General features: G+C 67.3%; 15 protein-coding genes. 11 read left to right on the forward strand and 4 right to left on the reverse strand.

What is annotated here, in order from left to right:
* Positions 1–17: 17 nt before the first annotated feature.
* The gene (locus ACQCSU_RS15950; protein WP_426976242.1) at positions 18–986 is read right to left on the reverse strand and encodes a matrixin family metalloprotease; all 969 of its coding nucleotides are present in this window, start codon (positions 984–986) and stop codon (positions 18–20) included.
* Positions 986–2,164, reverse strand: coding sequence for a VIT1/CCC1 transporter family protein (locus tag ACQCSU_RS15955; protein ID WP_426976243.1), 1,179 nt, complete (start codon positions 2,162–2,164; stop codon positions 986–988). The genes ACQCSU_RS15950 and ACQCSU_RS15955 overlap by 1 nt, the downstream gene beginning before the upstream one ends.
* A 262-nt stretch (positions 2,165–2,426) precedes the next feature.
* Here ACQCSU_RS15955 and ACQCSU_RS15960 point away from each other — a divergent pair, with 262 nt between their 5' ends.
* On the forward strand, positions 2,427–2,663 hold the full coding sequence (locus ACQCSU_RS15960) for a hypothetical protein (RefSeq protein WP_426976244.1): 237 nt from the start codon (positions 2,427–2,429) through the stop codon (positions 2,661–2,663).
* Positions 2,664–2,754: 91 nt separating this feature from the next.
* Here the strand turns inward: ACQCSU_RS15960 and ACQCSU_RS15965 are convergent, their stop codons facing one another.
* Complete coding sequence (locus ACQCSU_RS15965) at positions 2,755–4,278, reverse strand: sodium:solute symporter (RefSeq protein ID WP_426976245.1); 1,524 nt, start codon at positions 4,276–4,278, stop codon at positions 2,755–2,757.
* A 363-nt stretch (positions 4,279–4,641) separates the two neighbouring features.
* On the opposite strand from ACQCSU_RS15965, the gene ACQCSU_RS15970 reads away from it, so the two are divergent.
* Positions 4,642–5,217, forward strand: coding sequence for a helix-turn-helix domain-containing protein (locus ACQCSU_RS15970; RefSeq protein WP_426976246.1), 576 nt, complete (start codon positions 4,642–4,644; stop codon positions 5,215–5,217).
* 86 nt (positions 5,218–5,303) lie between these two features.
* The gene (locus ACQCSU_RS15975) at positions 5,304–6,113 is read left to right on the forward strand and encodes a hypothetical protein (protein ID WP_426976247.1); all 810 of its coding nucleotides are present in this window, start codon (positions 5,304–5,306) and stop codon (positions 6,111–6,113) included.
* A gap of 132 nt (positions 6,114–6,245) precedes the next feature.
* Here ACQCSU_RS15975 and ACQCSU_RS15980 read toward each other — a convergent pair whose 3' ends face one another.
* Positions 6,246–7,073, reverse strand: coding sequence for a DUF559 domain-containing protein (locus ACQCSU_RS15980; RefSeq protein ID WP_426976248.1), 828 nt, complete (start codon positions 7,071–7,073; stop codon positions 6,246–6,248).
* Between the two features lie 320 nt (positions 7,074–7,393).
* On the opposite strand from ACQCSU_RS15980, the gene speB reads away from it, so the two are divergent.
* The 8 genes from speB (at position 7,394) to ACQCSU_RS16020 (ending at position 17,963) form a co-directional block, all read left to right on the forward strand.
* Positions 7,394–8,461: an agmatinase gene (speB, locus tag ACQCSU_RS15985; protein WP_426976249.1), complete on the forward strand. Its 1,068-nt coding sequence runs from the start codon at positions 7,394–7,396 to the stop codon at positions 8,459–8,461.
* Positions 8,458–10,134: a thiamine pyrophosphate-binding protein gene (locus tag ACQCSU_RS15990; RefSeq protein ID WP_426976250.1), complete on the forward strand. Its 1,677-nt coding sequence runs from the start codon at positions 8,458–8,460 to the stop codon at positions 10,132–10,134. Before speB ends, ACQCSU_RS15990 begins: the two co-directional genes overlap by 4 nt.
* 270 nt (positions 10,135–10,404) lie before the next feature.
* Complete coding sequence (locus ACQCSU_RS15995) at positions 10,405–10,890, forward strand: MarR family winged helix-turn-helix transcriptional regulator (protein ID WP_426976251.1); 486 nt, start codon at positions 10,405–10,407, stop codon at positions 10,888–10,890.
* 91 nt (positions 10,891–10,981) lie between these two features.
* A complete protein-coding gene (locus tag ACQCSU_RS16000) occupies positions 10,982–13,060 on the forward strand; it encodes an MFS transporter (protein ID WP_426979813.1) in 2,079 nt (692 codons plus the stop codon).
* A gap of 227 nt (positions 13,061–13,287) precedes the next feature.
* Positions 13,288–15,021, forward strand: a complete 1,734-nt coding sequence (locus ACQCSU_RS16005) for an ABC transporter ATP-binding protein (RefSeq protein WP_426976252.1) — start codon at positions 13,288–13,290, stop codon at positions 15,019–15,021.
* Positions 15,018–17,060 carry an ABC transporter ATP-binding protein gene (locus ACQCSU_RS16010; protein ID WP_426976253.1) on the forward strand — a complete coding sequence of 681 codons (2,043 nt, stop codon included), beginning with the start codon at positions 15,018–15,020 and terminating at the stop codon, positions 17,058–17,060. The genes ACQCSU_RS16005 and ACQCSU_RS16010 overlap by 4 nt, the downstream gene beginning before the upstream one ends.
* A gap of 119 nt (positions 17,061–17,179) precedes the next feature.
* Positions 17,180–17,626, forward strand: coding sequence for an acyl-CoA thioesterase (locus ACQCSU_RS16015; protein ID WP_426979814.1), 447 nt, complete (start codon positions 17,180–17,182; stop codon positions 17,624–17,626).
* Positions 17,627–17,705: 79 nt separating this feature from the next.
* Entirely contained in the window at positions 17,706–17,963 is a 258-nt protein-coding gene (locus ACQCSU_RS16020) for a hypothetical protein (protein WP_426976254.1), read from the forward strand.
* Positions 17,964–18,025: the final 62 nt, after the last annotated feature.

Consider the following 18,025-nt stretch of genomic DNA (forward strand, 5'->3'; position numbering starts at 1 on the left):
AGGGGACGGGGAACGGGCTACAAATCCTTGCGGCACTGGGCACGGCCCAGCTCGTGCAAGCCGTTCAGGTCGCCGTCGGCCAGGCCATCAGGGGTGCCGATCTCCGGGTACATGAGCTGCGCCGGGTCATCCACATGTTCCAGCCCCATGACATGGCCCAGTTCATGCAGGATCACGGCGGTGGCATAGGCAGCACCGGCCGGCCGGCGCAGGTCCTCGGTGATCTGCGGGGCGTCGAGTTCGAGGCTGCCGGTGACGAAGCTCTTGGGGCCGTCGCCGAAGCTGAAATGGGTACTGCCTCCCGTGCCGATGACGGGACCCTTGAGTTGCGGCGCCTGTTCCGGGGTGGTCCAGGCGATCAGCAGCGGGGCCCACCGCGCGCCGTAGACGTCCTTCTGATACGGCGCCCGCGACTGGGAGGGGGCCTCGGCCGTGGGGCCGTCGTTGATGAATTTGATGCCGGTCGCCCGGGACACCGTCCCGATCGCGTCCTCGACGAGGCGCTCCGCCCCTTCCGGTTCGAGTCCGGCGTTGACCACGTAGTGCAGCGGGCGGCACGGCGAATAGCCCACCGGCGTGCCATCCTCATTCGTGGCCAGGAATTCATAGGAATCGCTCGCGACGGCCGGTGTCCTTGGCCGCCCGAGCGGCTCGTCCTGTTCCTCCAACCCCGGTGGGGGAGCGTCGTTCCGCGTGCCCTCGGCGGGAACGCCCGGCTGCTGCCCGGGTTGTCCTGGTTGTCCGGTGCCCGGCTGGCCGGGTTGCCCTGATTGTCCTGTGTCCGGGGCCGCAGTCCGTCCGTTCAGCCCCGCGCCGCGGCTGACCTCGAACAGCCCCACGAAGCGGGGATCGCCATACACAAAGCCGGCGGCCAGGAAGGCGGCGCCGGCAATGACTGCGGCAGCGGCGAGGTTGCGGAAAACCCGCCCGGCGGTTCGGGAGCGGCTGTGCCGCGGTGTCCGGTCCCGGAACTCCGGACCGTCCACTAAGCGACCACGGCGCCGAACGCCAGCCCCAGCAGGTAGGTCACGCCGGCGGCGCCCATGCCGATGGCGAGCTGCCTGAACCCGCGGGATGTCGGGGACGTGCCGGACAGCAGCCCGACGATGCCGCCGGTGAGCAGGAGCGCCAGGCCCACCAGGACGGCGGAGACCACGAGGGCGGCGATCCCGGTCATGCCCAGGAGGAAGGGGATGATCGGCACGATCGCGCCGGAAGCGAAGAAGCAGAAGCTCGACGCCGCCGCGCCCCAGGCGGTGCCGACAGCCTCGTGCTGGTCCTGGCTCTCGGGCAGTTCGGGCCGCAGCGAGAGGCTGGGATCGCAGTCGCAGTCCAGCAGGCCCATCCGCTCGGCCACGCGGTGCTCGGCGGCGTCCCGGGACATGCCGCGGGCCAGGTACACGAGCAGGAGTTCATTGTGCTCGATGTCCAGGGCGGGTGCCGCGGCCAGGGTGATCTGGGTGGGGCGGGTCGCGGCCAGCAGCTCCCGCTGGGACCGCACAGAGATGAACTCGCCGGCGCCCATCGACAGTGCACCGGCCAGCAGCCCGGCGACGCCGCTGAGGAGAACCACCGAGCTTCCCACCCCGGAGGCGGCCATGCCCATGACGAGGGAGAGGTTGCTGACCAGTCCGTCGTTGGCCCCGAAGACGGCCGCCCGGAAGGTGCCGGCGAGGCGGTTGCGGCCCCGGGTGGCGAGTCCGCGGACCACCTCCTCGTGGATCTGTTCGTCGGCGACCATGGCCGGCGTGGCGGACGGGTCGGCGGCATACGGTGAGCGGCTTTCGGCGCGCTGGGCCAGGGCCAGGACAAACACCGAACCGAAGTGGCGCGCCAGGAATCCCAGGATCTGGCTGCGGACGGACGCCGGCCGGGACCGGCCGGCCTTCTCGCCCAGCAGTTGGAGCCAGTGTGCTTCATGGCGTCCCTCGGCCTCGGCCAGGGCGAGCAGGATCTCGCGTTCCTCGCCGCTGCGGTTCTGCGCCAGGTCACGGTAGACGGCGGCTTCGGCCCGCTCGTCGGCGAGGTACTGCCGCCACCTCTTGATGTCTGCAGCGCCAGGCGAGGATGCCGGCGCCTGGGCGGCTCGGCTGGTCCCGCCAGCGGCGGATTCAGGATGGTGGGGGTCAGGGTTGAGCGGGTCAGATGTGGCGTGCTGAGACACGGAATCTCCTGGGCTTGACGGGGCATGGTCCGGCCCCATTGCGTACCCAGCCTACCCCGTCTTTCCGCGCATTTCCGGCTGGCAATCCTCAGTGGAAAGTTTAGGCAAACCGTAAATCCCCTGCCGCCGGAGTGCGTATCAGTCCCGGGTCTTTCCGGCTGCGCGCGGACCCTTGACCGGCCGGGTTCCCGGTGTTCGAATGAAACTCAGGGCGGGTTCCCCGGAGCCACTGCCGCCACCCCAGGCACACGGAGGTTGCACCATGTCCGACACCGGATCACATCCCATCCAGCCAGCCCGGGAGTCCCTCGAGTCCGATCCCGCTTATGACTACGCCGAGGATGCGCCCGTGAGTGATGCTGTGGAGACCGAGGAAGAGGAGCTGCTCGAAGAGGCCGATCGGCTCGTTCCCTTGGACGCGGAGGACTTCCTGGGCGACGAGAAGCCGGTAGTGCCCCTGGAAGGGGAAGAATTCCTTGAGCCTGAGGAAAATGAGTGATTCTCCCACCCGCTTCTAAGTTCCATAAAGGTCGACGGCGGCGCCCCCAGAAGGGGGCGCCGCCGTCGACCTTTAACTCGCCGTCAGGACCCTAATGGGTCAGGGCCGGGCGCTGTTCTTCCTCGACGGCACCGCCGGCGACCCGCCGGCGCCAGTTCGCCATGACCGCGGGATCCGTCGGCTTGGTGAGCAACGACACCGCGATGTACACGGCTGCGGAGGCCACGAGGCCGTAGTAGATCGGCTCGTTGGCGTAGATGCCGTCCAGCGGAACCTCGGCGTTGATCTCCAGGACGATCATGGTGCCGAGCGTGATCACCGAGCCCACCGCCATGGAGGCCGCGGCGGCCACACCGGTGCCGCGCTTCCAGATCAGGCCGCCCAGGATGGCGACGAGGAGGCCACCGACGAGGATGTCGTAGGCGATGGTGAGGGCAGCGACGACGTCTTTGGTGATGATGGCGATGACGATCGGCACGATCCCCAGGCCCAGGACCCACATGCGGTTGGCCTTGATGTCGTGCTCCGGGTTGTCGGTGTCGTCGGTGTTGATGTCCTTGCCGAACCAGCTGGCGACGAACGGCAGGACGTCGGCGCGGGCCACCGTGGCTGCGGCGATCAGGGCGCCGGAGGCCGTGGACATCATTGCCGCGACGGCTGCGGCGAGCACGAGCCCGCCGATGCCGACCGGCAGGAGGTTGGTGGCGACCTCGGCGTAGACAACATCCTTGCCGAGCTTGGCGACGTCGATGTCCGGCAGGGCAACCCGGGCGCCGAGGCCGATCAAGGCACCGGCAGCACCGTAGAGGATGCAGTAGACGCCGGCGGTGGCGCCACCCCAGCGGGCGACGGTGGGGGTCTTGGCGGTGAAGACGCGCTGCCAGATGTCCTGGCCGATCAGCAGGCCCAGGGTGTAGACCACGAAGTAGGTGATGATGGTCTGGATCCCGATGCCGTCGATCTGGAAGAAGCTGGCGTCGACGCGGGCCCGGATCCCCTCGAAGCCGCCGGCGGCGTTGAGTGTGAAGGGCAGCATCAGCAGGAAGATGCCGATGGTTTTGATGACGAACTGGACCTGGTCCGCCAGGGTGATGGACCACATGCCGCCGATGGTCGAGTAGACCAGCACGATGGCGCCGCCGACGGCGATCGCGAGCGCGCGGTCCCAGCCGAAGAGCACCACGAAGATGGTGGCGTACGCACCGGTGGACGTGGCGCACAGCATCAGCGTGTACGCCAGCATCACGATGCCCGAGGTCTGGGTGGCCCGGCTGCCATAGCGAAGGGTCAGCATCTGGGAGACCGTGTAGATCTTCAGCTTCTGGATGGTGCCGGCGAAGAGCAGGCTCAGCAGCAGGACGCCGGATCCGATCGCGACCACGAGCCACATACCGGAGATGCCGAACTTGTAACCGAGGCCGACGCCGCCGACGGTGGACGCGCCGCCGAGCACGACGGCGGCCATGGTTCCGGTGTAGAGGAACGGCCCGAGACGGCGGCCGGCGACCAGGAAGTCGCTATTGTTCTTGGTGCGGGATTTACCCCACCACCCGAACGCCAGCATGGCGACCAGGTACACCACCACAATGGCGATGTTGAGATAAGTTGCGTCCATAAAGGGGCTCCTTGGAGCTGTGCGGAGCAGGGCCGAACCCGCCGCAGCGCACGAGCACGAACGGTGATTCCGCTGCTTCTTAACGGATGATGTGGGAGATCCCTCTGGGGCTCACGGTGCATGGAGTCGCACTACCTTGAGTCGCACTACCTTGACTCGCATTGAATTGTTTCGGTGATTGCCAGGTGATTCCCTGGGGTGATTGCCCAATAGACAACACTTGTTGCCACAAGAGTAGGTTGTGATCCCGGTAACAGTCAAGACGCAGTGCGTGCCGGTGCCGCTTCCCGCGTCACAGGACCTCTCGCCCGCTAGTATGGCTCCAATGATGGGGCCGAGCGGCCGGCCGTGAAAGGTTCCATAATGAAGGCTCTACCAGTAGAACCGAGCAATGTTCCTGTTGCTATCGGTTCCCGGATCCGTGCCGCGAGGCAGTCGCAGCGGCTCACCATCGAGCAGGTTGCGGATGCCACCGGCCTGACCAAGGGGTTCCTCAGCCGGGTGGAGCGGGACCTGACCTCGCCCTCCGTCGCCTCCCTCGTCACGCTGTGCCAGGTGCTCTCCATCTCGATCGGCGATCTCTTTGCCGCCCCGGAAACGCACCTCACCAAGCAGAATGAGGGACCAAGGATCTCCCTCGGCGGCGAGGGGATCGTGGAGCGGCTGCTCACTGCCCGCTCCGAGCGCCGCGTCCAGATCATCCAGGCCGTGATCGAGCCGCGCGGCCGCGGCGAATCCGAACTGTACGCCGTGGACTGCGACGTTGACGTGCTGCATGTGATCAAGGGCCGGATCCGGCTGATCCTCACCAACGAGGAGTTTGAGCTCCATGCCGGAGACACCGTGACGTTCCCCGGCAGGGAGCCGCACACCTGGGTGAACCCCACGGACGACGCCGTCGAAGTGCTCTGGGTGCTGGTCCCCGCCGCGAGCCGCTAGTGCCCCGCCGCGAGCCAGCCCAGCCAGCTGTCCGGCCCCGGCCCGCCTGTCTTCAGCCCACCTTTTCAGACCACTGGGGGATCCAAATGAACAAGCGCAAGATCGTCTTCGTGTCGGTGGCACTTGCCGGGGCAATCGGCCTCAGCTCGTGCGGCGCCGCCACCGGGCAGAACTCAGGGCAGGCCGCCGGGCAGAATTCAGGCCAGAATTCGGGGCAGACAACCGCCGGGCAGACCACCGCACCGGCCGATGCGTCCAGCGCCGCGGCTGCAACCTCCTCCCCGAAACAGCCGGCCGCCCCGACGGCGTCTGCCCCGGCGTCGGCCGCCCCCTCGGCAGCCAAGCCGACGGAGACTGGCAGTCCGGATGCTGCGGCCGGACTGGCGTCGTTTACCTTCCCGGACGGGCACCTGTCCTTTGCCTACCCCAAGGATTGGACGGTCCGGGTGGTGAAATCAGACCCCGAGGCCGATGCGCCCGACGGCGTGGACCCGGTCCAGGCCGTCCTGGCGGACCAGACCGGCAACGAACTGCTCGTGATCACCAGCGGAGCCTACGGCGGCGGCGCGTCCGGGCCCGTGCTCCGCACCGTGCTGGATGCCGCCCCGGTGCCGGGGCTCATGGACACCGCCGACGAGCAGCTCGACTTCGGTTTCGCCTTTGACTCCTTTGCCGGCCACCCGGAGTTCCACATGGGCATCCGGCGGAGCCGCGACTTTGAGCCCTCCCCGGAGAATTCCGGATCATCCCAGGTCAACCTGCCGCACGGGATCATGGAGACCCGCGTCGTCTTCGGCACTCCTGCCTTCGCCTCGATTGACTCCGCGAGGGCCTGGATGGCCACCGAGCAGTACCGCCAGCTGAAGCGGCTGTTGCTCAGCCTCAAGTACTCCTAAGTTCCGCTCCTCGGGCTGCGTTCCTGCCCGGTTACTGGGCCCCGGGCGGCCGCTGAGGCTCGGCGAACCCCGGAAATCCGCGGGCTGCGAGCCGTGGGCGACGAAGCAACTGGGCGGGAGCGTCGCGCGGGGCTAGCCCGCAACCCCTGGCCGCCGGCTCAGCGCGGCTCGTATCTCGGCGACGACACGCTCCGGCTCAAACCAGATGTGCTCGGGCATGTACCGGAGGACGGCAAAACCACTCAGTGTCGAGGCATTGTTCCTGCCCAGGTCCCGGCGCAGGGCCTCACGGCTGGAGTGGAACGCGAAGCCATCCACCTCAACGATCAGGTAACCCTCGATCAGGAAGTCCACCCGGCCAATTCCTGGAAGCTGGACCTGGGTCTCGAAGCCGATGCCGTTGGCGTTGAAGACGTATTGGGCGTCGACCTCCACGATCGACTCAGCCCGCAGATCGAGCTGATTCAGCGCCTTCAGGGCCGGGCCGGACCGGTCGCCGGCCAGCTGGTCCTTCAGTAACTCCAGGGGCACGCCGTACAGGCGTATCGCCGAGGTTGCGAGCGCCGTCGACGCGGGCGGTGCCAGGCAGGACATGGCATGCAGCACCACGTCCTCGATCGCGGCCAGCGGCAGCGAAGGATGGCCTTCGAATCTGACCGTCCGGTGACGGATGAAGCCGGTTCCGTGGCCGTGGTTGCAGGCGAGATGGTGTTGCCCTGGCGGTTCCCGGAGCCACAGGCCGTAGTGCCCGGCCGCGCTGGCGCACGTAATGCGGGCGTTGTGTCGGATCGCAGCCGCGAGATCGGGGCGGCAGTCCGGAAGCATGAAGATGCCGCGCCGGGGCTGCTTCACTGCCTTGTTGGCCAGATGCGCGATATCCGTCCGGGAAAAGCCGGCGGCCAATAATTGCGCGGTCCGCGCAACGCCGCCCAGCTGGACCAGATAGTTGATGGGCTCCATGTTGCCAGTTGATATCCGAAGCCGTGCCGGGGAAACGGGGCCGGCCGCCCATGTGGGAAAGCATCCTGGGAATTCTCGCTGGACTCTGGCCGCACTCCTTCCCAGTTGCCCGCGGCGGCACCGCACCTGGCCTGCCTCTGCACGCCGGATTTTCGCGGTTCTGCAGGGCGTTGGCCCGCTGCTTGGGAAAGCAAATGGGCTGGAACGCCGGGAACCACCCGCACTGGCCGTTTCTTGTAAACAAATGATGCGCATTGCGAAACTTCAAGTGTATGATGGCTGTCACACCCGTCGGTCAATCCTCGAAGGAGAGGCTTCTTTTGGAAGAGCTGCGCATCGAGGCCAATGGCAACCTTGGCCCCATCGATTCATCCCGCATCCCCCGTTACGCGGGAGCCGCCACCTATGCGCGCCTGCCGCGGCTGGACCAGGTGGCCAGGGCCGACGTCACGGTGGTCGGCGTTCCCTTCGACTCCGGCGTCTCCTACCGCCCCGGGGCGCGCTTCGGGTCCAACCACATCCGCGAAGCCAGCCGCCTGCTGCGCCCGTACAACCCGGCGTGGGACGTCAGCCCCTTCGAGAACATCCAGGTGGCCGACGCCGGGGACATGGCCGTCAACCCCTTCAACATCAATGACGCCATCGAGACCATCCAGCAGAACGCGCTGGACCTGACGGCCTCCGGCAGCAAGCTGCTGACCCTCGGCGGGGACCACACGATCGCGCTGCCCCTGCTGCGTGCCGCCGCGGAACGCGCCGGCGCGCCTGTCGCCATGCTCCACTTCGACGCGCACCTGGACACGTGGGACACCTACTTCGGCGCCGAATACACCCACGGCACGCCCTTCCGCCGCGCCGTCGAGGAAGGCATCCTGGACACCGAGGCGATCAGCCACATCGGCACGCGCGGCCCGCTCTACGGCAAGAAGGACCTCGACGACGACCACCGCTTCGGCTTCGGCATCGTCACCTCCGCCGACGTCTACTACCAGGGCGTGCTGGAAACAGTCGCCAAGGTCCGCGACCGGATCGGCAACCGCCCCCTCTACATCTCGGTGGACATCGACGTCCTGGACCCGGCGCATGCACCGGGCACCGGAACGCCGGAAGCCGGCGGCATCACGAGCCGCGAGCTGCTGGAAATCATCCGCGGCTTCCGCGGCATGAACCTCGTGGGCGCCGACGTCGTCGAGGTAGCCCCCGCGTACGACCACGCGGACATCACCGGCGTCGCTGCCAGCCACGTTGCCTATGAACTCGTCACGCTGATGGCGGACCGCGCCGTGCCGGGGGACAGGCACGGCGCGGCCAGCGGCTACGCGGCCCAGGCCCTGGGCCAGGAATCCCGCCGTCCGGCCGGCTTTGCCGCCCCGGTGGCCACCCAGTGAGCGGCGTGCGCAACGGCGGGGACCTCGTCGTCGAAACCCTTGAGGCCCTTGGTGCAAAAACCGTCTTCGGCATCCCGGGCCAGCACGCGCTGGGACTCTTCGACGCGATGGGCCGCGGGAACCTGCACTTCGTCTCCTCCCGGGTGGAAAACAATTCGGCTTTCGCCGCGGACGGCTACTCCCGCGCCACCGGCGAGGTCGGCGTCCTCTTCCTCTCCACCGGTCCGGGCGCCCTGACGTCCCTGGCCGGGCTGCAGGAGGCCTACGCCACGGGTGTGCCGATGGTGGTCATCGCGAGCCAGATCCCGCTCGAGGGACTCGGCGCGCGCCGGAAGGGCATGCTGCACCAGCTCGATGACCAGAAGGCCTCGGCCGCGAACGTCACCAAGAGCCAGCGGCTGATCCAGCACGCCTCGGGCATCCCCTCGGCCATCCAGGACGCCTGGACCGAGGCCATTTCCTCACCGCAGGGCCCCGTGTGGCTGGAAATCCCGCAAAACGTCCTGCTGGACCCCATCATGGTGCCACCCGTGGAGGATGCCCTCGCCGAAGCGGCGGACAACCCGCCCCGCGTGGAACTGGTCCGCGAAGCCGTGAAATGGCTCTCGACGGCGGAACGTCCGGCGATCATCGCCGGCGGCGGCACGCGCCGCGGCCGGGCCGAGAAAGCGCTGCTCTCCATCGCGGAGAAGCTGCGCGCCCCGGTCATCAGCACCCCCGGCGGCAACGGGGCGTTCCCGTGGAACCACGAGCTCTCGCTCCAGTCCTGGATCGAGGACCAGTACATGACGGAGCTGCTCGAGGACGCCGATGTGCTGATCGTCATCGGCTCCTCGCTCGGCGAAGTCACCTCGAACTACTTCACCTTCGAGCCCCGCGGCCGGATCATTCAGATCGACGCCGAACCCCGTGTCCTTGAGTCCAACCGTCCGGGCCTCGGCATCCGTGCAGACGCCGGCCAGGCGCTCGCCGCCCTCGACTCCGCCCTGGATGCCGCCCTGACCGGGACGCACGGCCAGCGCGCCGACTGGAACGGCACCCCTCCAGAGGCCCTGGTCAAAGAAGCCCTGGCCAAGGTCAAGGCCCGCCTCGAATCCCAGGATCTGGCCAAGGAACTGACGTTCATGGCGGATATCCGCGAGGCCGTTCCCGCGGCCATGCAGACGTTCTGGGACATGACGATTTCCGCCTACTGGGCCTGGAGCTGCTGGGACGCCCGCGAGGGCCAGTTCCACTCAGCGCAAGGCGCCGGCGGGCTGGGCTTCGGATTCCCCGCAGCCATCGGCGGTGCCGTCGGCCTGGAAACCACCGGAAGGCCCGGCGGTTCGGCCCGGGTGCTGGCCGTCTCCGGCGACGGCTCCGCGATGTACTCGATTTCCGAACTGGCCACGGCCAAGCAGCACAATGTTCCGGTCACCTGGCTGATCGTGGACGACGGCGGCTACGGCATCCTGCGCGAATACATGGTGGGAGCCTTCGGCAAGGCGACCGCCACCGAACTCGCCCGCCCCGACTTCGTCAAACTGGCCGAGGCCTTCGGCGTCCCCGCCGTCCGGGTGGCGCCGGAGGATGTGGGGGACGCGCTGAAGGCGGGCTTCGCCGCGGACGGCCCGAACGTCGTCGTCGTCGAAACCCTGCTCCAGATGTTCGCCCCGACCCATCTGGACGTCTAAGCACACCCGGCCCCGTCCCGCCCACCCCTCCCGCAACCCTTAGCGCGCTCTCGCAACCCTTAACGCGCTCCCGCAACCCTTAGCGCGAACGTACACTTCAGGCCCTGAATCCCTCGGATTCGGGGCCTGACGTGTACGTTCGCGCTTCCCTTGTGGGGGAGGGGAGTGTGGGGGAGGGGAGCCGCTCCGACGTTCCTGCCCCGCCTGCTTAGTTTCCCAAAGCAATCAATTTAGCGTATTGTTGCCTAAGGCAAGCAAAAAGGGGTCACCATGTCAGTTGCACCGAACACCGCAGCCAAACTCGTCTACCAGATCTTCGATCTCCAGCGCGCAGTCCGCTGCGTCGCCGCGATCAATACCCGCGGCCAGGACACCGGGGCGGCGTTGCAGGGAGTCCTGCGCTTCGTGGGGGAGGGCGAGTCGCGGGCCACGCACCTGGCCGAGCGCCTCGGCGTCAGCGCCCCCGTCCTCAGCCGGCACATCGCCGAGCTGGAGGAGCAGGGCTATGTGGTCCGCCGCCCGGACCCCGAGGACGGGCGGGCCCAGCTGGTGGCGCTGTCCCCGTCGGGCGTCGAGAAATTGCGCTCCATCGAGCACCACCGCACCGCCACCCTGCAGGGGCTCCTGCAGGACTGGACCGAGGACGACGCCGAAGACGCCGCGCGGACCCTGAACAAACTTGCTGAGTCCCTCCGGACCACAGCCCGGGCGAAGACGGCCGGATCCACCACTACGACCACCGTTGCTGAGGAGTAAACACATGGCAAGCCACGCTGCCGCCACCGGGCCGTCGCCGGCCCCGTTGCCGGCCCCCACACCACATTCGCAACCCGTTCCCGCGGCAGCAATGACCCACCGCCAGATCATGGAGGCCCTCACCGGGCTGCTCGCCGCGTTCTTCACCGCGATCCTGAGCAGCACCATTGTGGCCAACGCGCTGCCGACCATCATGGCCGAGCTCAAGGGCACGCAGACGGACTTCGCCTGGGTCATCACCGCGGCGCTGCTGGCCAACGCCGCGACCACGCCGATCTGGGGCAAGCTGGCGGACCTTTTCGACAAGAAGGTCCTCGTCCAGCTGAGCATCGTGATCTTTGTGGCCGGCTCCGTCATGGCCGGCCTGTCCGAGACCATCCCGCTGCTGCTCACCGCACGCGTCATCCAGGGTATCGCCATGGGCGGACTGACCGCCCTGGCCCAGGCCATCATCGGATCCATCATCCCGCCACGTGACCGCGGAAAGTACTCCGGCTACATGGGCGGCGTCATGGCTGTCGGTACTGCGGGCGGCCCGCTGCTTGGCGGCTTCATCGTGGACAGCCCGCTGGGCTGGCGCTGGACCTTCTTCGTCTGCGTCCCTCTCGCCGTCGTCGCGCTCATCCTGCTGCAGATCACGCTGAAGATTCCGCACATCAAGCGACCGGCCCGGATCGACTGGCTTGGTTCCATCCTGCTGACCTCCGGCGTGAGCCTGCTCCTGATCTGGGTTTCCTTCGCCGGCAACCCCGACTATTACGACTGGTGGTCGTGGCAGACCGCCGCCATGGTGGGCGGCGGCGTCGTGCTCCTGGCCCTGCTCGTCGTGGTGGAATCCCGGGTGGCGCAGCCCATCATTTCGCTGAAGATCATCTCGCAGCGGACCACCGCCCTGGCCGTCCTGGCCTCGGTTGCCGTCGGCGTGGGCATGTTCGGTTCTTCCGCGTTCCTGGGCCAGTACTTCCAGGTGGCCCGCGGTGCTTCCCCCACCGAAGCCGGGTTGCTGACCCTGCCCATGATCGCCGGCAACCTCATCGGCTCGGTCCTGTCCGGTCAGCTCATCAGCCGCACCGGAAAGTGGAAGCGCTACCTCGTTGCCGGCGCGGTCCTGCTGATCGGCGGCCTCGGCCTGGCCGGAACCATCGACCACACCACCGAACTGTGGCTCACCGGCATCCTGGGCCTCGGCCTGGGCCTGCTCATGCAGAACCTGGTCCTGGCCGTACAGAACACGGTCCGGGCAACCGACATCGGCACAGCCAGTGCCTCGGTGGCGTTCTTCCGCTCGGTCGGCGGCGCCATCGGGGTTTCGGTCCTCGGCGCCATCCTCGGCAACCGGGTCAAGGAACTTGCCACTGAGGGGCTCGCCGCGGCCGGGATCCCGGCGTCCGGCGGATCCGCCGGGGCAAGCATGGACCTCACGGACATGCCGGCTCCCGTCCGCGACATCATGCGGGCAGCGTACGGTGACGCGACGGCGGAGATCTTCCTGATCTCGGCGATCATCGGAATCGTGGCGCTGGTCGCGATTCTCTTCATCAAGGAACAGCCGCTGCGGCGCACCGTGGACATCCAGCCCGAGGCTACCGCCGCCGTGACCGGTTCCGGTGAGGACAGCGACGCCGGTGCTGCCGCACTGGCCGCCGGCGGGACGGGCGACACCCGCGGCAACAGGGTCGACGCCGCGGCGACGCCGGGTGGTTCGACGGCGGGTGCTTCGACGGCGGGTGGTTCGACGGCGGGTGGCGCCGGGAATTCCGGCGATGTCCCGGTGCCGGGAACCGGCATCGTCGATCTGGACCGGGAGTTCATCGAGGTCCTCAGCCGCCAGCGCGCCGCCGAGACCCGGGCACCCGAGACCCGGACACCCGACCGCGACGGTGTCCGGCTTCGGGCGCGCACCATGCTGGCGGAAGCTCGAACCGAAACGGCCGACGTCGTTCCCGTGCTGCTTGAGACCCAGAAGCTGCTCGCCGAACAACAGCTCCAGCTATCTGTTGCCCTGCGGGCGGTCAACCAGCAGGCAGAAGTGCAGCGGGAAATCGCCGCCGAGCAGGCCAGGGTCAGTGCCGAGCTGACCACCCTGCGCCGGCAGCTGGGGAAAGAACGGAAGCTGCAGCGTGCTGCGGCCGATTACATTGCAACGCACGGCCGGCACCGCGGCGCATAGGGGCCGCGGCGCGTAAGGGCCGCGGGCCTGGCTGGCGTCAAGCCTGAAGTCTGTACACCGTTTGGATGATTTTTGGTGTCGGTGTTCCCGGCCGGCAAGGGATTTCGTAGAGTTGGATGGCTAAGGCTGTCAGACCCATCTGCTAATACTGGGAGCATCACTTCGAAGTTCCCTCTTCAGTCTTCTCTCCAGCCTCATTTATTCGGTATTCCTAAGGACTCGTGGGCATGCTCGTCACCCTCATACGGCGCTATTCCAAACCGTATCTGCCGTATATCGCGGCAGTCATCATCTTCCAGCTGGCCTCGACCATCGCGGCCCTGTACCTCCCCAGCCTCAATGCGCAGATCATCGACGAGGGCGTCTCCCGCGGCGACACCGACTACATCTGGCGTACCGGCGGGCTCATGCTCGTCGTCGCCCTGGTCCAGGTCGCCACCGCGATCGCCGGGGTGTACTTCGGCTCCAAGGCTGCGATGGCGTTCGGCCGGGACCTGCGCCGGGGCGTGTTCCGCAAGGTCAGCAGCTTCTCCGCCAAGGACGTCAATGTCTTCGGCGCGCCCACGCTGATCACCCGCGGCACCAACGATGTCCAGCAGGTCCAGATGCTCATGCTGATGGGGCTGAACTTCATGGTGGCCACCCCCATCATGTGCATCGGCGGCATCTTCATGGCCCTGCGCGAGGACCTCAGCCTTTCCTGGCTGGTCTGGGTTTCAGTGCCCGTGCTGGTGGTTGTGGTGGGCTACCTCGTGGTCCGGCTCATGCCGCTCTTCCGCTCCATGCAGACGAAGATTGACAGGATCAACGCCGTCCTCCGCGAGCAGATCATCGGCATCCGCGTGGTCCGTGCCTTCGTGCGCGAACCCCACGAAACGGAACGGTTCGGCGCCGCGAACAAGGAACTGACGGACGTCTCGCTGAAGATCGGCGCCCTGTTCGTGCTGATGTTCCCCGCCATCGGCATGATCCTGCACGTCTCCACCGCGGCCGTGCTGTGGTTCGGCGGCCAGCGGGTCGACGCCGGGGACATGCAGGTGGGCTCGCTGACGGCGTTCCTGCAGTACCTGCTGCAGATCCTGATGGCCGTCATGATGGGCACGTTCATGGCGATGATGATTCCGCGCGCCTCCGTCTGTGCGGACCGCATCGGTGAGGTGCTCGACGTCGAACCCTCCATCCACGCGCCGCTCACGCCCGTGGCCCCGGCCCGGAAGGCCGGCCGGGTGGAGTTCCGGAACGTGTCCTTCGCCTACCCGGGCGCCGAGGCGCCGGTGCTGAGCGACATCAGCTTCACAGCCGAACCCGGCCAGACCGTGGCGATCATCGGCTCCACCGGTGCCGGCAAGACGAGCCTGCTGGCCCTGCTTCCGAGGCTTTACGACGCCGCCTCGGGTGAGGTGCTGCTCGACGGCGTTCCCGTCACCAAGCTTGACCGCTCGGAGATCACCCAGCGCGTCGCCATGGTGCCACAGCGTGCCTACCTGTTTTCCGGGACCATCGCGCACAACCTCCGCTTCGGCAGCCCCGAGGCCACGGACGAGGAACTGTGGGACGCCCTGACCGTGGCACAGGCCGCGGACTTCGTGCGGGACAAGCAGAACGGACTCGGTTCACGCATCGCCCAGGGCGGCACCAATGTCTCCGGTGGCCAGCGGCAACGGCTCTGCATCGCGCGGGCGCTCGTCACCGAACCCAAGGTGTTCCTGTTCGACGACTCGTTCTCGGCCCTCGACGTCGCCACCGATGCCAGGCTCCGACGCGCACTGAAGGCAAAAACCGTGGACGCCACAGTCATCATCGTTGGCCAGCGCGTTTCCACCATCGCCGACGCGGACCAGATCCTGGTGCTGGACAAGGGACGGATCGTTGACCGCGGCACCCATGAAGAACTCCTGGAGAGCTCCAGCACCTACCAGGAAATCGTCGAATCCCAGCTGAGCGCGGAGGCAGTGGCATGAGCACCAACGAAAAGATCGCCACCCAAACCACCGACGCCGCTCCCGACGACGATTTCCATGAGGAGGAATTCACTCCCGGCGAGGCCGACGGCGGCATGTTCGGCGCCATGCCGGCCAAGAAGGCCCAGCATTTCTGGCCCTCGGCGAAGCGCCTCATGGGCCTGCTGAAACCCGAGCGGGCAGGAATCGTCCTGGTGCTCGGGATGGTGACGGTCGCCGTCGTCCTCAACGTCATCGCGCCGCGGATCCTGGGGCAGGCCATGGACGTGATCTTCGGGGGAGTGGTCGGCAAGCAGCTGCCCGCAGGGGCCACCAAGGACCAGTTCGTCGAGGGCCTGCGGGCCCAGGGCGAGAACAACTTCGCCGACATGCTCTCCAAGATGGAACTCATCCCCGGCGTCGGCATCGACTTCCAGAAACTCGCCTACCTCATCAGTGTGGTCCTGGTCATGTACTTCGTGGCCAATATCTTCCTGTGGCTGCAGGGCTACGTCCTGAACGTCCTCGTCATGCGGGTGGTCCGCCAGCTGCGCGATGACACCGAGAAGAAGCTGAACAAGCTGCCGCTGAACTACTTCGATACGAGGCAGCGCGGCGACATCCTCTCCCGGGTCACGAACGATGTGGACAACATCCAGCAGGCGCTCCAGCAGGCCTTCGCGCAGCTGGTGAACTCGGCACTGACCGTGATCGGCATCGTGATCATGATGTTCATCGTGTCCTGGCAGCTGGCCCTGATCGCCCTGATCGCGCTGCCGCTCTCCGGCGTCGCCGCCGGCATCATCGGCTCCCGCAGCCAGAAGCTCTTCGCCTCCCAGTGGAAGAACACCGGCGAGCTCAACGGCCAGATCGAGGAGTCCTTCTCCGGGCACGACCTCGTCCGGGTCTTCGGCCGCGACGCGGACATGCTGGCCCGCTTCGACGAACGCAACGAAGCCCTCTACAAGGCAAGCTTCGGTGCGCAGTTCGTCTCCGGCATGATCATGCCGGTCATGCAGTTTGTGTCCTACCTCAGCTACGTGGGCATCGCCGTCGTCGGCGGCCTGCGCGTCGCCTCCGGCGGCATGAGCCTAGGCGACGCCACCGCGTTCATCCAGTACTCCCGCGAGTTCACCCAGCCGCTGGGCCAGATGGCGGGCATGGCCAACATGCTGCAGTCCGGCGTCGCCTCCGCGGAGCGGGTCTTCGAATTCCTCGACGCCGAGGAACAGGATGCCGAGACCGCCACCGAGCACCTCCCGGCCAAGACGGACGGCCATGTCGACTTCCGGCACGTCACGTTCAGCTACACCCCGGACAAGCCGCTGATCGAGGACCTCTCCTTCACCGCCGAGCCCGGGCACACCGTGGCCATCGTCGGGCCCACCGGCGCGGGCAAGACCACCCTGGTGAACCTCGTGATGCGTTTCTACGAACTCCAGGGCGGCAGCATCACCCTGGACGGCGTGGACATCACCCAGCTGAGCCGCGCGGAACTGCGCGCCAAGGTGGGCATGGTCCTGCAGGACGCCTGGCTGTTCGGCGGCACCATCTACGAGAACATCCGCTACGGCAAGCTGGACGCCACCGAGGATCAGGTGATGCAGGCTGCGAAGGCCACCTTCGTGGACCGCTTCGTCCGTGCCCTCCCCGACGGCTACAACACGATCATCGACGAGGAAGGCAACAACGTCAGCGCCGGCGAGAAGCAGCTGATCACCATCGCCCGGGCCTTCGTGGCGAACCCCTCGCTGCTAATCCTGGACGAGGCCACGAGCTCGGTGGATACCCGCACCGAGGTGCTCGTGCAGAAAGCCATGGCGGCGCTGCGGACCGACCGCACCAGCTTCGTGATCGCCCACCGCCTCTCCACCGTCCGCGACGCCGACACCATCCTGGTGATGGAGGCCGGCCGCATCGTGGAGCAGGGCAGGCACGCGGAACTGCTGGAACTGAAGGGCGCCTACTACCACCTGTACATGTCCCAGTTCGCCGGTGAGGACGCCGAGGCGGCCTTTTCGGAAAACACGGCAGACGATGCCACGGCGGTGCACAGCTGAGCGCCGCCGGGCCGGCCGCGCGCGCCGCGGCCGCCGAGCGGTCATCCGCCGCCGGGCCGTCCGCGTCCGCGCCTGGAGCAGCTGCAGAGGACCCGCGGCGCATCGAGGTGCAGGTGCCGATGCGCTGGGGCGACATGGACGCCTACGGCCACATCAACAACGTGCAGATCGTCCGGATCCTGGAGGAAGCCCGCATCGCGGCGTTCGGCCCGCCCCGCGGGGCCGGCCTGCCCGGGATCGAGCCGCCGGTGCCGCTGTTCAGCGAGATCCCGGAGGGCACCCTGGCCTTGGTGGTGGAGCACAAGATCCGCTACGTCAGGACGCTCGAATACCGCAACGTGCCGGCGCCGGTCCAGCTCTGGATCGGCGCCGTGAAGGGCGCGAGCTTCGACATCCATTATCTGCTGCAGGATCCCCTGACCCGGGAGGACTGTGTCCGCGCCACGAGCCACCTGGCCTTCGTGGAAGAGGCCACCGGGCGGGTGCTGCGGCTGACCCCGGAGCAGAAAGTGAAGCTCGCGCAATTCACTCCTGCCCACACGGGCTCAGGCCACCCGGCCCCATAGCCTCTATCTCGGCCCACGGATCGCCCCTAGAATGAACCACCCCGAAGGCAGTCAGCCCCGGAAGCAAGGAGCTCAGATCATGGTGAACAAGAGCCAGAAGAAGAACGCCCGAAAGAAGGCCTGGAAGGAACTCTCGCCGATGGCGAAGTTCGGAACCATCACGGCGGCAGTCGTCCAGCTCTCGCTCCTGATCGCGGCCCAGCGGGATATTTCGCGGCGCCCAGCCGAGCAGATCCGCGGCAGCAAGGCACTGTGGCGGGTGGCCACCCTGGTCAACTTCGTCGGCCCGGGCAGCTATTTCACCTTCGGCGTCAAGCGCCGTCCCGCGGTCAAGTAACCGCGGCCAGCTAGCCAATCGGGCCACCCCCTAGCTCTTACTTGGCAGTAGCTTCGGGGCGC

The sequence above is a fragment of the Pseudarthrobacter sp. O4 genome (assembly GCF_050157025.1).
In the GTDB taxonomy this organism is placed as follows: domain Bacteria; phylum Actinomycetota; class Actinomycetes; order Actinomycetales; family Micrococcaceae; genus Arthrobacter.